Source organism: Serratia marcescens, assembly GCF_029846115.1.
Lineage (GTDB): Bacteria > Pseudomonadota > Gammaproteobacteria > Enterobacterales > Enterobacteriaceae > Serratia > Serratia marcescens_L.
This window is the reverse complement of the sequence record NZ_JARVZZ010000001.1, coordinates 3,025,076-3,038,084: the sequence shown is the minus strand read 5'-3', so window position 1 is coordinate 3,038,084 and position 13,009 is coordinate 3,025,076. Positions and strand designations below refer to the sequence as shown.

The window sequence follows — 13,009 nt, the reverse complement described above, 5'->3', positions numbered from 1 at the left end:
CAGAGATAAACGATGTGAATGAAAAACGGCAGCCGCCCGCAGGCGGCCGCAACTATTTTTTCTCGATGGGGACAACCAGCAGATCGACGTTCAGTTCGTTGATCGCCTGACGCGCCGAAGAGATCAGTCGGCTCCAGACATCATGATGGTGGCCGAAGATCACCAGGTCGAACCCTTTTTCCTTCGCCACCCGATTCAATTCTTCCGTCAACGCGCCGCGGCTGACGATCACCTCTTCGACCGGATAGGACGACTGCCCTTTGATCGCATTGAGCATATTCTTCACCCGCTCCGAAAAGGTGCGATCGGTGTAGTTGTAATCGCCCACGCCCAGATCGACGTAATAACCGGCGCGATGAATGTCGATATAGATCAGGGAAAGTTTGGCATTGAGCGCAGCGGCCAGCCTGGCGCCCTTGCCCAGCAGGAACTCGGCGTCTTCGCTGAGATCCGTGGCGACAACAATATGCCGGTAAGCCATGATGGCGGCCCTCCTCGTCAGATCCGTAAACAGGATGGCGCTCCTTGCCGCATGTTTCTTATGCACCTTAAGTTTAGCCCAGCGCCGGTTCACTCGCCTGCCGCACCGTCGTTCCATCCGTGGAACGATGCATCCCGACTGCACGGTCTACCGGATTTTTCTCCCCTCCCTACACTGTAGGCAAGTGCTGAGTTTCAGCCTTATCAATCAAAGAAGATACCCACTGACCTCACGACGAGAAAAGGAAAACACCATGAGCACTCCAGCCAACTTCAACGGCCAGCGTCCTGTTATTGATGCCAATGACGCGGTCATGCTCCTGATCGACCACCAGAGCGGCCTGTTCCAAACCGTCGCCGATATGCCGATGACTGAACTGCGCGCCCGCGCCGCCGCCCTGGCCAGCATCGCCACCCTCAGCAAACTGCCGGTGATCACCACCGCCTCGGTGCCGCAGGGCCCGAACGGCCCGCTGATCCCGGAAATTCACCAAAATGCGCCGCACGCGCAATATGTCGCCCGCAAAGGGGAAATCAACGCCTGGGACAACCCGGACTTCGTGGCGGCGGTCAAAGCCACCGGCCGCAAAACCTTGATCATCGCCGGCACCATCACCAGCGTCTGCATGGCCTTCCCGTCCATCAGCGCGGTGGCCGAAGGCTATAAAGTGTTCGCGGTGATCGACGCCTCCGGCACCTACTCGAAAATGGCGCAGGAAATCACCCTGGCACGCGTGGTGCAGGCCGGCGTGGTACCGATCGACACCGCCGGCGTGGCCTCGGAGCTGCAGGGCAGCTGGAATCGCGCCGACGCTCAGCAGTGGGCCGAGGTTTACACCAAAATCTTCCCGGCCTATCAGTTGCTGATCGAGAGCTACCTCAAAGCGCAGGACGTGGTGAAAAACAACGAACGGCTGGACTCGCAGCGTTAAGATCGTGGGCATAAAAAACCCCGGCCAAGGCCGGGGCTATTAATCGCGTGCCGGTGACTTTCCCGGCTGTCATGTTATGGCGTAAGCGTCCATCCAACACTCCAACATTACGCAGCCTAAGCGCGACTTTTTCACAACAGAAAAATAGACTGAAACGCGGCGTTATTAATTCTGCGGCAATCTGTTTTTCTGTTGCCAATAATAATTAATTATTGGAACGTCATCGAGGAATCGAACCCCAGTCCGCCAACGGATAATTTCGCTGCCGCTCTTCCTGCTGAGCTAATGACGTATTGGTAAAGACTCCGGGCGAACCCGGAGTTTATTCAGGCTGAGGACGTTATTTCTTAACTGCTCCGGCTTAAACCCTCATCGCTGTCGTAAGAAATCGTACCTCGGCCGAAAATTATAACGCGACCACGTTGCCGGCAGAAGGGCCCTTCATGCCATTTTCGATAGTGAACTCAACCTGTTGGCCTTCGTCCAGCGTTTTGAAATCGTTGCTCTGGATAGCAGAGAAATGTACGAACACGTCTTTGCTGCCGTCTGCCGGGGTGATAAAGCCGAAGCCTTTACCTGCATCAAACCATTTTACCAAACCTGTCATTTTAGTAGACATAGAGATATTTCCTTTATATTTTTGCGACGCCATATGGCGATAGAGGTCTGTTTTTATTGGAAACTTATGGGGCACTAGAGAAGAAAATTCGCGGAAGAAGAGGTATCTGAGGGATATCGCTAATACTGAGAACTGCTTTACTAAAACTGCTTTCATAAGGTCTGTACTACAAACCGATGACCCTATTTACACACGACTGAGTTATTTAAGCAAGATATATTTTTAAATTATATTCATATGGCTCATAAATTTATTATCGCAAAAGGCCGCTGACGCCTGTCGCTACGGGCAGGTAAAAAAAGGTCTCGCCCTGCTGGATCACATCGGCGATTCATTATAAAACTAAGACTACCCCGTTTCTTACAGGCCGTTAACCGATGATCGATATGCCAGCCGTGCTCGCCGTTTTCACCGTCTATATCGTCGGCGTGGTGATCCCCGGCCCCAATTTTGTCGCCGTCGCCCACAAAGCCGTTTCCGCGCGCCGCAGCGAGGCTTTCGCTCTGGTGGCGGGCATTGTATTGGTCAACCTGTTCTGGGCGAGCAGCGCCCTCCTCGGCATCGGGATAATTTTCGCCTTGTTCCCCTGGTTGGCGCTAGCGGTAAAAGTGGCCGGCGCCGGCTATTTACTGTGGTTCGGCTATCGGCTTATCGCCCAGGCGGCGCCTTCTTCCGGCCCCTCCACGGTGACCGGGAAAAGCGGTTTTCGCGTCGCTTTTCTGCAGGGCATCGCCACCAACATCGCCAATCCCAAATCCATTGCGTTTTACGCCGCCGTCTTCTCATCAGCGGCGCCCGCCCATGTTTCTACGCCGACCTTCCTCGCCATGCTGTTGGAAGTCGCGGCGATAGCCAGCTTGTGGTACGGGCTGGTGGCGCTGGTGTTGTCGCACGCCCCTGTCGCCGGCGCCTACCGCCGCAGCAAGGCTTGGATCGATCGCGCCTGCGGCACGTTGATCATCGTACTGGGGCTGCGGCAGCTGCTCAGCCGATGATCGCGATCCCCAGCCGCTCCAACAGCTGTGCGGCCTGGTGGCTGTCCATTTTAACGCCCTGCAGATCGGTGGTACGTAAATCCAACTCGCCCAGTTCCGCGTTGCTCAGATCGCACTGGGTGACGTCGACAGCACGCCAGTCGAAACCGGAGAATTCGCCGCCGGACAGATCCGAGCCGCTGAAGCTGGCGCCAAGCACCTGTGCGCCGTGCCAACGGTTTTCCCACAGCTCGCATTTCTCCAGCACCACCTTGGCGAAGTTGGCATAGCTCAGGTTGCTTTTGGTGATATAGGCGCTGCAAAACCAGGTGCGGCTGGTGATCATGTTCATAAAACTGGCGCCGCGAAAATCGGCGCCCTGCGCGCGGCATTCGCGGATTTCGATGCCAAACGCGTTGGCATGACGAAAATCGGCCATCGATAAATCACAGCTTTTAAAACTCGCGTCTTTCAGTATCGCACGGCTGAAATTGCCGCCCTGTCGGCTGTCGCGATCGTAAAACTGGCAACCGATAAACTCGGTGCCGGTCAGATCGGCGCCCGAAAAATCGCACAGCATAAAGCTGCCGTTTTCAATCTTCTCGCCGGTAAAGCGGTTACGGTCTATCTTTTCACCCTTCAACATCAGACTCATCGCAGCGCACCTGTTTATTTATACAGTCAGTGCGGCATTTAATCCTATTCCGGCAGGGTTGGCAACCGTCGCCGATCGGCGGGCCTCCGTTCTAACGCCACCTTGACGATGCTGAATGTCCTGACGCTCTCCGCCTGAGCGACGTCGGCAAACAAGCGGGGGTAACGGGAGTTGACCACCCACACCTCGCCATCGCGCAGCGCGGCGCCGGTCGGCCCATCCAATCCCGGCGGCGTGGCGACCGCGACGACATGGGCGCTGGCCCAGCCGTCGGCCGAGGCGAGCAGCGTCACGTCGCCGGACATGCTCCCTTTTTCACCCGGAAAAGACTGTACGATTACCAATTCGTTGGCGTTTTTGAGCCGCAGCCCGTCCGGCCCTTTCAGCCGCTGCGGCAGCCTGATTTCACTTATCGCAGGTGCGTTATCCAGCGTCACCTTCCACAGCAGCCCGCGGGTGTAGTCCGACGCAATCAGGTAGCCATCCGGGTGAGACACGATGCCGTTGAGATAAGGCTGCGTGCCCTGCGCAGCGGCGGGGGCGTCGGCCGGCATCAAACGCGCTGAGCGCACCAGAATCGACACCTGGCGCGTTGCCCGGTCGATCTTGTAAATCTGCGGCTGGAAGCTGTCGGTCACATAGATATTGCCCTTTGCGTCGAGCGCCAGATCGTTGGCCAACGTCGGACCACGGCTTAACGACGAAAGATCGTACGTCTGCTGCAGCGCGCCGGTATCGAGACTGAACTCCAGCACCTGCGCCACGCGATTGCGCGTGCCGGTGGCCGAGTAGAGGGACACGCCCACGTCTTCGTTGCACACCAGCACCCGGTTGCGCTCGGCGTCCACCAGCATGCCGGAGGTAGTGATGAGCCCCTTACCGGTGGAAAACCGCCGATAGCGGCCATCCGGGTAGACCAGGCCAAGCTGCCCACCGCGCAGGGAGGAGACCAGGAACGCACCGGCGCGTGCATTCCAGGCGATGCCCTCAGGGTAAGCGCCGGCGACATCCGGCGAGAATTCGATGCGCTGCGTGGCCTGCGCCTGCATGACGCCGTTGAGAAACAGCGCGACGCCGGCCAACGGGGTGACGCGTCGGCGCCACGGCAATAAGAAAGAAAAGAGGCTGAAACGGAACATGTGCATGACCCTGATGAGGACTCGGATCGCTAGAGTAGGATCGCGCCGCTCACGGCACCAGCCGGGAAAAAGGCAATGCGCCACTAAAAAAATCGCAGTAATCAGCGCAAAAAAACCGCCCGATACGGGCGGTTGAGGTGACGGCGAACCGTTACTTCAGGGCTTCCTGAATGGCGTCGGCCATCGGGCCGATGTGCTTTTCCGCCGCCTTCAACTGGAAATCTACGCCGTTGCCGTCGTTGGTATCCGACAGCGTGGCCTTGATCAATTCCAGCGCCGCCTGCACCGCCACCAGCCGTTTGTGCTGTTCGTCCGTGACCGGGTCGGCACCCATATTGGCCGGATAGTAATGTTCTAACATCGCGATCTCCTTTTGATGACGTTAACCTCTAACCTACCAGAAAACCGCGCATTTACTAAGGAAACCAGGCCCTGCGCGGCCGAGTGGCGATAAATTGCACTATACTGGGCAAACACTTTCCCCTGTAACAGGATCATCGCCATGTCATTCCAGGGAAGCTGCCACTGCGGCGCCGTCACCTTCTCCGTGGACGCCGAACTGCCCGCCGACGCCCTCAGTTGCAACTGTTCGATCTGCCGCCGCAAAGGGCTGTTGCTGTCTTTCTTCCCCATCAGCGCATTCACGCTCAACAGCGGCCAGGACCAGCTCAGCACCTACACCTTCAATCACCACAAGATCCGCCATCAGTTCTGCCGAGTCTGCGGTGCCCAGCCCTTCGCCTACGGCACTGCGCCGGACGGCGCCGCGATGTGCGCCGTCAACCTGCGCTGCGTGCCTGACATTGCGCTGGATGCGTTGCAGATCCACAGTTACGACGGCGCCAGCGTCTGAGATCCCGCGTTTTCAGCGGTAGACGGAGAATTTCTTGGTCAGCGGCTTAAGCTGTTCGGCGTCGCCGTAGAGCGCCACCGCCACGAAATCCAGCTGTTCGTAAGGGGTGTTGGCGGTGTCGGCGATCTGCTGTTCGGCGGAGTGCGACAGCATGGTGGTGGTGAAGAAGTTGGACAACACGCCCTCTTCCTTGCACTTCAGAATCAGGTTGCTGAGCTGGTTGCTGTTCTTGGCCTGCAGGATCACGATCGGATAGTGGCTCATATTGGCGCTGACGCCGTCGAGGCTGCTCGGATAGTGGTGAAACTCGCGCTGCTCGATCAGATCGGTGATGCCCGCCGTCAGATGACAGGAGGCGTTAAACAGCGTGGCCGGTTCGTGATTGCGGTTGAGGATGATATAAAATTTTTTCTCGTTGTCGCTATACATGCTCTTCTCCTTGAATAGGCAGCCAGTTTTACCCAACCTGCGCACGGTTTCAAGGCGCGATAAGGGGCCGCGTCCGGCCCCCGTGATCACGCTGCCGACTCAGGCGGCGCCTTCACCCGGACCGAGCGGCTGCGCCACCTGATGCAGCACGGTGATGTTCTGCAAAAGCGTGCCGCCGTCGATCGGTTTCATCTGGCCGTCGCGATCTTTATAGTGCGTCGGCTTGGCGCCGTGGAAGAACAGCCCGGCGTTGACCTGCACGCCCAGATAGCCTGCGCTGGCCGGCAGGCGCTGCACGTCGGTCCAGGGGGTGGAAACCGGCACGTACTGAAAGCCTTCGCTCGTCTTGGCGTACAGCGGGCGCAGCAGCGTGACAAAGGCCATCATCGGCGACAGCGCGTCTTTAAAGATCTGCACCGGCCGATCGACCGTCATCAGGAAACCCTGCGGCTGCTCCTCAACCGTGTCGAGACTCAGGCTGCTGCTGATATCATCACCCCGGCCGCCATAGCTCCATTCAATGGCCGGCGCCCCACTCTCGTTCATCATCGCTGACATACACTGCTCCTTATAAAATGAATTCAACACGCCTGCTGCGTGCCGGAACAGTAAACCGCCGCGGGGGACCCGCGTCCACGCCGGGCGGCACGCTGGCAAACCAAACAACGAAGGCGCGCAATCAATAAAGCTCGAAATGAATAATTTCTCCGCGTGATAGCGCAGCATTTGAACGACCTCAGCCGTTGCAAGAGCACATAGTGATGGCGTTACCGCCACTGGAGAGTGTTATGACCGCGATTAAACCGGACGCCATCGACCGCGTTCTTCCCGCCACCACGCCCTGGTTTGCCGTCGTCAACGTGTTGTTCGCCGGCATCGCCGCGGCGCTGCACGTGGGTAAGGCCACCATCGCGCTGCCTGCGCTGCAGGCCGAGTTCGGCCGTTCGCTTGAGGCGCTGAGCTGGGTCATCTCGGCCTTTCCTTTCGTCGGGGTGTTCGGCGGTATCGCCGCCGGGCTGTTGGTGCGCCGCTGGGGCGACCGGCGCCTGCTGGCAGTAGGGTTACTGATCATCAGCGCCGCCAGCTTCACCGGCGCCACGCTGCACGACTTCAGCGGATTGGTCGTCAGCCGCTTTGTCGAAGGCCTCGGCTTCGTGATCGTGGTGGTCGCCTCGCCGGCGGTGCTGAACCGCATCGTCGCCCCGGCGCAGCGCAGCCTGGTGTTCGGCATCTGGAGCACCTTCATGCCGGCGGGCATCGCCATTTCACTGTTTTTCGGCCCCCATCTCGCCGACTGGCAACAAAATTGGCAGGCCGGTGCGGCGTTGACGCTGTTGGCCGCCGTGCTGCTGCCGCTGACCACGTCCCGCCGTGCCGCCGAGGCGCACGTTCCGCCGTTACACCTGCGGCAAGCGCTGGGCGCGATGCTGCGGGCGCGCCGACCGCTGTTGCTGGCGTTGATGTTCACCACTTACAACCTGCAGTTTTTCTCGGTGATGACCTTCCTACCGATCTTCCTGATGCAACGTATCGGCCTGTCGCTGGCGGCCGCCGGCGGCATCAGCGCGGCGGCGGTGGCGGCGAACATCATCGGCAACCTCGCCGCCGGGCTCTTGCTGTCGCGCGGTCTGCGGGCCGGTAGCCTGCTCGCGGCCACCAGCCTGATCATAGGCATCTTCGGCATCGGCATTTTCCTGCCGATGACGCCCAACGGCCTGCTGATCCCCTTGTGTTTCCTGTTCTGCGCCATCGCCGGCATGCTGCCCGCCACCATTCTGGCCGCCACGCCGGCGGCGACGCCGGAACCGACGCTGCTGCCGCTGAGCCTGGGGCTGGTGATGCAGGGGAACTATCTCGGTCAGGTGATCGGCCCGGTCGCGCTGAGCGCCATCGTGGCTGCGGCCGGTTGGGCGGCCCCGGCCTGGCTGGTGCTGGCGGCGGCCCTGTTGGGGGCGCTGTTGGCGCTGGCTTTTCTCAGCCAGCGGCATAATGCGGGGTGATAAGCAGAAAGGTCGTTCTGTTTGTTATAAGCGGTGCTGAATTTTCCCTGGTGCAGGTACCTGCCTATCGCGAAGGATATGGCCAGTGATGATCAAGGCCCGATAATGACAAGGCGCCGGTGGCCGCGAAATACACCAGCAGGCCGGCAAAGGCGATCAGTAGCGTTTTCTCGATGACGCCGAGTCGTTTGTGTTCAGTCATTTGCATACTCCTTCGTGATATCGGGCGAACGGCCGCCCTCATCAACACTAGGAAAGCCTGGCGCAGGCGGCAAGCGTGGCTCACAAAATGAAACATAATCGATAAATTTTGTTAATTATTTAGCCCTCTTTCTTTTCTCATGTCGCCGCCTGTTCACCGTGCAACGCCCGCCTTGCCCTTAATAACCCTATGGAATACGCCACTAAAAATCCCCTACCGGTTAAGCAAAGGTGATGATAGTGTTGTTTTCATTCAGTTCATTTATGCTGAAAATTCATCTTTTGAGGGACGACTATGATGTCTAAAGGCATTTCCAAGGGATTCTTTATTCTGATCCTGTTCATCGTTACCGCCGCCTTTCTCGACGTGCTGGGGCCTTACTACTCCTCGGTGCTGTGGGCGATTATTCTGGCGGTGATTTTCCATCCGGTGAAAAAGAAGCTGAAGCAGTACGTCGGCGAACGCAACGGCGTGGTGTCGCTGCTGACGGTGGCGCTGATTTGCCTGATCGTGTTCACGCCGTTGGCGATCATCGCCTCGTCGCTGGCGATGGAATTCAACGTGATCTACACCAAGCTGCAGGCCAACAACAGCCAGTTGCCGACCATGCTGGCGGACTTTATGCGTCACCTGCCCGGCTGGGCGCAGCGCTTCCTGGCGGAACATAACCTCAACAGCGCCGCCGAGATCCAAAAGCAGCTTTCCGAGGTGGCGCTCAAGGGCGGGCAATACCTGGCGGGCAGCGTCTTCCTGATCGGCAAGGGCACCTTCAACTTCGTCGTCGGCTTCGGCGTAATGCTCTACCTGCTGTTCTTCCTGCTGAAAGACGGCCCCTACCTGGTGAACCTGGCGCTCGAAGCGCTGCCGCTCTCCCAGCACGTGAAGCACCACCTGTTCGTGAAGTTCGCCGCCGTCTCCCGCGCCACCGTCAAGGGCACGGTGGTGGTCGCCGTGGTGCAAGGCGCGCTCGGCGGGCTGGCGTTTTACTTTACCGGCATCGACGGCAGCCTGCTGTGGGGCGCGCTGATGGCGTTCCTGTCGATCATCCCGGCCGTGGGCTCCGCCATCATCTGGGTGCCGGCGGTGATCTACTTCTTCGCCACCGGCATGCTGTGGAAAGCCATTTTCCTGGTGGTGTTCTTCGTGGTGGTGATCGGCCTGGTGGACAACATCCTGCGCCCGCTGCTGGTGGGCAAAGACACCAAAATGCCGGACTACCTGATCCTGATTTCCACCCTGGGCGGCATGGAGATCTACGGCATCAACGGCTTCGTCATCGGCCCCTTGATCGCCGCGCTGTTCATCGCCTGCTGGAACATTCTGTCCGGCCGCGACAGCGAGGAGAACATCGAAGAGATCGACGAAGCGTTTATCGAGGAAGGCAAGAACCATCCCGACGCGGTGGAGTAAACCTCCCGCAGCGAATCACGCAGGGGCCCAATTGGGCCCCTTTTTTTGTCTGTGGTATCCTTGCCCGGCTCACAAGGAAGAACGGGTTTCGTTATGCTTATTTTTTACGCCACGCTGGCTATCGCTTTCACTCTGCTGTGTCTGCTAGCCTTTATCTATTGCGCTTACCAGCTGTCGAAGCACGGCGACGTCAAGTTTTTGGCCTCGCTTTCGGTACTGATCTTCGCGCTGCTGGCCTTCTATGCCGCTTACGGCTACGTCAGCACCTGGCTGCAACAGCAGGCGGTCGATGTCCGGCTGTATTAGCGCGATGGGATGAAAAAGACCTGCTCCGGATCGCCGTCATCGAGATTGTCAATTTGGCCGCTGGCGACAAACCCGGCGTTCAACAGCAGCCGCTGCATCGGCAGGTTGGAGCGATTGGTGGAGGTGAACAGCTTCGGGTGTCGGCAATGGGATTTCAATGCCGCAATCAGCGCCAGCCCGACGCCCCGGCGGCGATAGCGCTCGCCGACCATCAGCATCTCGATAAAGCCGCAGCCGAAGAAGTGATAGTGCAGCACGCCGTAGCCCATCACCACGCCCCGTTCTTCGGCAAGATAACAGATGCTCTGCCCGCACCAGGTGCGGATCTGCGCCGCGCGCTGCGGCTCACGCAAGGCAACGCTGTCGAGGGCGATCAGGGCTGCGGCATCGGTTTCAGTGGCAAGACGAACAGGCATGTTTACCCCCTCATGCTTATGGGTGACGGCGGCACCGCTTCAACGAAACGGCAACCGAAGCGGGATAACTTTTACATCCCCGCCGAATTTTGTAATCCTATTATAGAGTTACTAAAACACACGCCAAGGAAGGAAAGCATTTCCCGATGAGAATACCGCAAATCTCCGCCGCCCTGCTGTGTACCCTGCTGCTGGCGGGCTGCCAGTTCCACAAAACCGTATTCCCGCCGCCGTATCTCGGCACCCCACAAGAGATCAGCACCTACGAAGTGAAAGGGCTGACCTTCGTCACCACCGTCACCTTCAGCGGCCTGTTCGCCGAAGACCTGGTGCGCGAATACGCACAGAAACATCACTATCGCTACTATGTGGTAACGATGCGCAGCAACGGTTTTAAAGATCGGGCCGAGCGCGTGAGCGCGATGATGTATCGGTAGGCATTGGCAACATATGCCGTGAAAGAATGCCGAAAAATCCAGGTTCAGCGCAGGAAAACGCGATATGGAACATGGTAAAGCCGCAAAGTCAGGGCTGCATGAAAGTGCGGCCTCTGACTTCTGTTTAACCCAGTTACCGCCCTTTACCTTCTACTGTCACTACGGGCGAAATTCCAACGTGATAATTTGGAACGCATTATGGACCTCTGGCGTTGGCGGCTTAGGCAGACGCGCATCGGCAACCGCCTTCATGGCGGCACGGCAAAGATCCGGATCGCCACCTTCAGTTCGAACACCGACTGGCATGCCGTCCGGCGCCAGCGTGATACGCAATGTACAGCGTTGGCCTGAGTAAGTGGCGGCGTCTTTTAAATGGCGTTGAATCTCAGCTTGCACCTGGGTCATGTAATGTAATTTTTCTTTTCCCGGCGCAGACGTCTTTGGGTCACCAAGGTTGGCGAAAAGATCATCGACCTCTTTATTCGCCGGATCGTTTTGGCTGGAGGTAGTACTCTTGGCACACCCCGTTAACGTCAGCGCGGTCATCGCCGCCAATAGTATGGCAATGCCGGTTTTGTAGCCTGAATGCGTTATTTTCATATCCCTGTCCTTATGGATGATTATCAGCCGAATCAACGTTGTATTCGAAAAGATCCCCGGTGAATACTTATACAGAATTAACGCCAAACCACCAGAGACATTGTTAGTATCAAGCATCGGCATGCGGAGTATCGTGGGCCGATGATGACATGAAGCCATAGCGCCCTCACCAGGCAGTACGCCTGCGTACCCTGACCTATCGATAACTTTCGATCAATCACCCCATCAATAAATTAAGAAATTCTTAATTTTTTATCGCATTAAAAGCGTTTCAACGCTAACAATCTGGAGATTCTGCCTATAATTACTTTCCTGCTATTAAATTCATTTAAGTAACCAGGATGGTGAGTATGAAAAATAAACGACTCTTTGCCGCGCTTCTTACTGCGACTACGGTGATGTTCATAGCGGGCTGCGCTTCCAATCAGGCGATCAAAACAACGGATGGCAAGACCATTGTCACCGACGGCAAGCCTCAGGTCGATAAAGATACCGGGTTAGTCTCCTATCGAAATGCAGAAACGGGCAAAACGGAACAGATCAATCGAGACCAGATTGCAAACATGAGTGAGTTGGATAACTAAAAGGAGCTACAAATGAAAAAAACGCTTGTTCTTCCCGCGATCGCCCTGGTTGCCATCGCCGCACTGTCAGGCTGCACACGCACCAGCTACGCCATCCATACCCACGACGGTCGAACGCTCATCAGTGACGGCAAGCCGAAAGAAACCGCTGCCGGGTTGATCGGTTATACCGACGCCAATGGCGTTAAACAGCAAATCAACAAGACGGAAGTCAAAGAGGTTTCAGAGATCCCTCATTAAGGTTCCGATAACCTTAGCCAGTTAAAATCAAGGGGGCCAATGGCTCCCTTTCTACTCAAAAAACCGGCGTACTTGCCTGCATTTAACGATAACGTCGATAAACACCTGACATTTAGCGCCAACGTTCTCAGGTTTGCCATACGGATCTCTCCTTTCCCTGCATCAAGCAGCTATAATCCAAAAAGTGGAGTTTTTTGATTAATGATAAGGAGGGAGTATGTATAAAACTATCTTGGTTCCCGTGGATATTACCGAGCCGGAATTAACACAGCAGGTCATCCCGCATGTCAACGCGCTCGCCAGGCTCGAAGACTCCCACGTCCATTTCCTGGCGGTGATCCCATCGCGCGCCACCTACGCCGCTTTCGGCTTTGCCGCCACAGCGGCGATAGAAACCAAAGACGAAACCATTGCGCTAGCGACCGAGGGGCTGGCAAAAGCGGCAAAAGAATTCAGCGTGCCTGAAGATAGAGTGACCACGCACGTTGCCGTCGGCGATCCTAAAGATCAGATCCTGGAACTCGCTGATGCGCTTAACGCGGAGATTATTGTGATGGGTTCCAACCGCCCTTCTGCGATCACTTATCTCCTCGGCTCCAATGCCACCGCCGTCGTCCGCCACGCCAATTGCCCGGTGCTGGTCGTGCGTGAATCGGCTAACGCCGCTCGGTGAGCCTGTCCGATACCTCACTCATATTTGAACAATAAAAAAACGGGAGCCCTAAGGCTCCCG

Annotated in this window: 20 protein-coding genes and 1 pseudogene; 10 read left to right on the top strand and 11 right to left on the bottom strand. The window is 57.3% G+C overall.

Features of this window, described 5'->3' with window-relative positions; genetic code table 11:
• Positions 1 to 52 precede the first annotated feature (52 nt).
• On the bottom strand, positions 53 to 481 hold the full coding sequence (locus QDT79_RS14365; RefSeq protein ID WP_063989628.1) for a universal stress protein: 429 nt from the start codon (positions 479 to 481) through the stop codon (positions 53 to 55).
• A 253-nt stretch (positions 482 to 734) separates the two neighbouring features.
• Between QDT79_RS14365 and QDT79_RS14360 the strand changes: the two genes are divergently transcribed.
• Complete coding sequence (locus QDT79_RS14360) at positions 735 to 1,412, top strand: isochorismatase family protein (RefSeq protein ID WP_038877740.1); 678 nt, start codon at positions 735 to 737, stop codon at positions 1,410 to 1,412.
• Positions 1,413 to 1,625: 213 nt separating this feature from the next.
• Here QDT79_RS14360 and QDT79_RS14355 read toward each other — a convergent pair.
• A pseudogene (locus tag QDT79_RS14355) lies at positions 1,626 to 1,704 on the bottom strand.
• Positions 1,705 to 1,818: 114 nt separating this feature from the next.
• Positions 1,819 to 2,031 carry a transcription antiterminator/RNA stability regulator CspE gene (cspE, locus tag QDT79_RS14350; protein ID WP_033638238.1) on the bottom strand — a complete coding sequence of 71 codons (213 nt, stop codon included), beginning with the start codon at positions 2,029 to 2,031 and terminating at the stop codon, positions 1,819 to 1,821.
• Positions 2,032 to 2,408: 377 nt separating this feature from the next.
• On the opposite strand from cspE, the gene QDT79_RS14345 reads away from it, so the two are divergent.
• Entirely contained in the window at positions 2,409 to 3,026 is a 618-nt protein-coding gene (locus tag QDT79_RS14345; RefSeq protein ID WP_063989627.1) for a LysE family translocator, read from the top strand.
• Here the strand turns inward: QDT79_RS14345 and QDT79_RS14340 are convergent.
• From QDT79_RS14340 to QDT79_RS14330, 3 genes are all read right to left on the bottom strand, one after another.
• Positions 3,016 to 3,660: a Qnr family pentapeptide repeat protein gene (locus QDT79_RS14340; protein ID WP_308316646.1), complete on the bottom strand. Its 645-nt coding sequence runs from the start codon at positions 3,658 to 3,660 to the stop codon at positions 3,016 to 3,018. The genes QDT79_RS14345 and QDT79_RS14340 overlap by 11 nt on opposite strands.
• Positions 3,661 to 3,704: 44 nt before the next feature.
• The gene (locus QDT79_RS14335) at positions 3,705 to 4,799 is read right to left on the bottom strand and encodes an SMP-30/gluconolactonase/LRE family protein (RefSeq protein ID WP_308316645.1); all 1,095 of its coding nucleotides are present in this window, start codon (positions 4,797 to 4,799) and stop codon (positions 3,705 to 3,707) included.
• Between the two features lie 151 nt (positions 4,800 to 4,950).
• Positions 4,951 to 5,160: a hypothetical protein gene (locus tag QDT79_RS14330; protein ID WP_063989625.1), complete on the bottom strand. Its 210-nt coding sequence runs from the start codon at positions 5,158 to 5,160 to the stop codon at positions 4,951 to 4,953.
• Positions 5,161 to 5,301: 141 nt separating this feature from the next.
• On the opposite strand from QDT79_RS14330, the gene QDT79_RS14325 reads away from it, so the two are divergent.
• The gene (locus tag QDT79_RS14325) at positions 5,302 to 5,652 is read left to right on the top strand and encodes a GFA family protein (protein ID WP_107226917.1); all 351 of its coding nucleotides are present in this window, start codon (positions 5,302 to 5,304) and stop codon (positions 5,650 to 5,652) included.
• A 12-nt stretch (positions 5,653 to 5,664) separates the two neighbouring features.
• Here QDT79_RS14325 and QDT79_RS14320 read toward each other — a convergent pair whose 3' ends face one another.
• Positions 5,665 to 6,081 (bottom strand): DUF2000 domain-containing protein, encoded by a 417-nt coding sequence (locus tag QDT79_RS14320; RefSeq protein ID WP_063989623.1) that lies wholly within the window; start codon positions 6,079 to 6,081, stop codon positions 5,665 to 5,667.
• Between the two features lie 99 nt (positions 6,082 to 6,180).
• Positions 6,181 to 6,639, bottom strand: a complete 459-nt coding sequence (locus tag QDT79_RS14315; protein ID WP_063989622.1) for a hypothetical protein — start codon at positions 6,637 to 6,639, stop codon at positions 6,181 to 6,183.
• Positions 6,640 to 6,869: 230 nt separating this feature from the next.
• On the opposite strand from QDT79_RS14315, the gene QDT79_RS14310 reads away from it, so the two are divergent.
• Positions 6,870 to 8,081 carry an MFS transporter gene (locus QDT79_RS14310; protein WP_063989621.1) on the top strand — a complete coding sequence of 404 codons (1,212 nt, stop codon included), beginning with the start codon at positions 6,870 to 6,872 and terminating at the stop codon, positions 8,079 to 8,081.
• 64 nt (positions 8,082 to 8,145) lie between these two features.
• On the opposite strand, the gene QDT79_RS14305 is transcribed toward QDT79_RS14310, so the two are convergent.
• Positions 8,146 to 8,283: a hypothetical protein gene (locus tag QDT79_RS14305; protein WP_162837928.1), complete on the bottom strand. Its 138-nt coding sequence runs from the start codon at positions 8,281 to 8,283 to the stop codon at positions 8,146 to 8,148.
• Between the two features lie 294 nt (positions 8,284 to 8,577).
• On the opposite strand from QDT79_RS14305, the gene QDT79_RS14300 reads away from it, so the two are divergent.
• Entirely contained in the window at positions 8,578 to 9,693 is a 1,116-nt protein-coding gene (locus QDT79_RS14300; RefSeq protein ID WP_063989620.1) for an AI-2E family transporter, read from the top strand.
• 93 nt (positions 9,694 to 9,786) lie between these two features.
• Positions 9,787 to 9,999: a hypothetical protein gene (locus QDT79_RS14295; protein WP_063989619.1), complete on the top strand. Its 213-nt coding sequence runs from the start codon at positions 9,787 to 9,789 to the stop codon at positions 9,997 to 9,999.
• Here the strand turns inward: QDT79_RS14295 and QDT79_RS14290 are convergent.
• Positions 9,996 to 10,415: a GNAT family N-acetyltransferase gene (locus tag QDT79_RS14290; protein ID WP_063989618.1), complete on the bottom strand. Its 420-nt coding sequence runs from the start codon at positions 10,413 to 10,415 to the stop codon at positions 9,996 to 9,998. The two genes, QDT79_RS14295 and QDT79_RS14290, sit on opposite strands and share 4 nt — an antisense overlap.
• Positions 10,416 to 10,561: 146 nt before the next feature.
• Between QDT79_RS14290 and QDT79_RS14285 the strand changes: the two genes are divergently transcribed.
• Positions 10,562 to 10,852, top strand: a complete 291-nt coding sequence (locus QDT79_RS14285; RefSeq protein ID WP_308316643.1) for a hypothetical protein — start codon at positions 10,562 to 10,564, stop codon at positions 10,850 to 10,852.
• A 159-nt stretch (positions 10,853 to 11,011) separates the two neighbouring features.
• Here QDT79_RS14285 and tolA read toward each other — a convergent pair whose 3' ends face one another.
• The gene (gene tolA / locus QDT79_RS14280) at positions 11,012 to 11,575 is read right to left on the bottom strand and encodes a cell envelope integrity protein TolA (RefSeq protein WP_253718969.1); all 564 of its coding nucleotides are present in this window, start codon (positions 11,573 to 11,575) and stop codon (positions 11,012 to 11,014) included.
• Between the two features lie 227 nt (positions 11,576 to 11,802).
• Between tolA and QDT79_RS14275 the strand changes: the two genes are divergently transcribed.
• The 3 genes from QDT79_RS14275 to uspF all read left to right on the top strand — a co-directional run bounded on the left by QDT79_RS14275 (position 11,803) and on the right by uspF (position 12,949).
• Complete coding sequence (locus QDT79_RS14275; RefSeq protein ID WP_063989616.1) at positions 11,803 to 12,036, top strand: YgdI/YgdR family lipoprotein; 234 nt, start codon at positions 11,803 to 11,805, stop codon at positions 12,034 to 12,036.
• Positions 12,037 to 12,048: 12 nt separating this feature from the next.
• Positions 12,049 to 12,276, top strand: coding sequence for a YgdI/YgdR family lipoprotein (locus QDT79_RS14270; RefSeq protein ID WP_038877767.1), 228 nt, complete (start codon positions 12,049 to 12,051; stop codon positions 12,274 to 12,276).
• 217 nt (positions 12,277 to 12,493) lie between these two features.
• Positions 12,494 to 12,949 (top strand): universal stress protein UspF, encoded by a 456-nt coding sequence (uspF, locus tag QDT79_RS14265; RefSeq protein ID WP_049202743.1) that lies wholly within the window; start codon positions 12,494 to 12,496, stop codon positions 12,947 to 12,949.
• Positions 12,950 to 13,009: the final 60 nt, after the last annotated feature.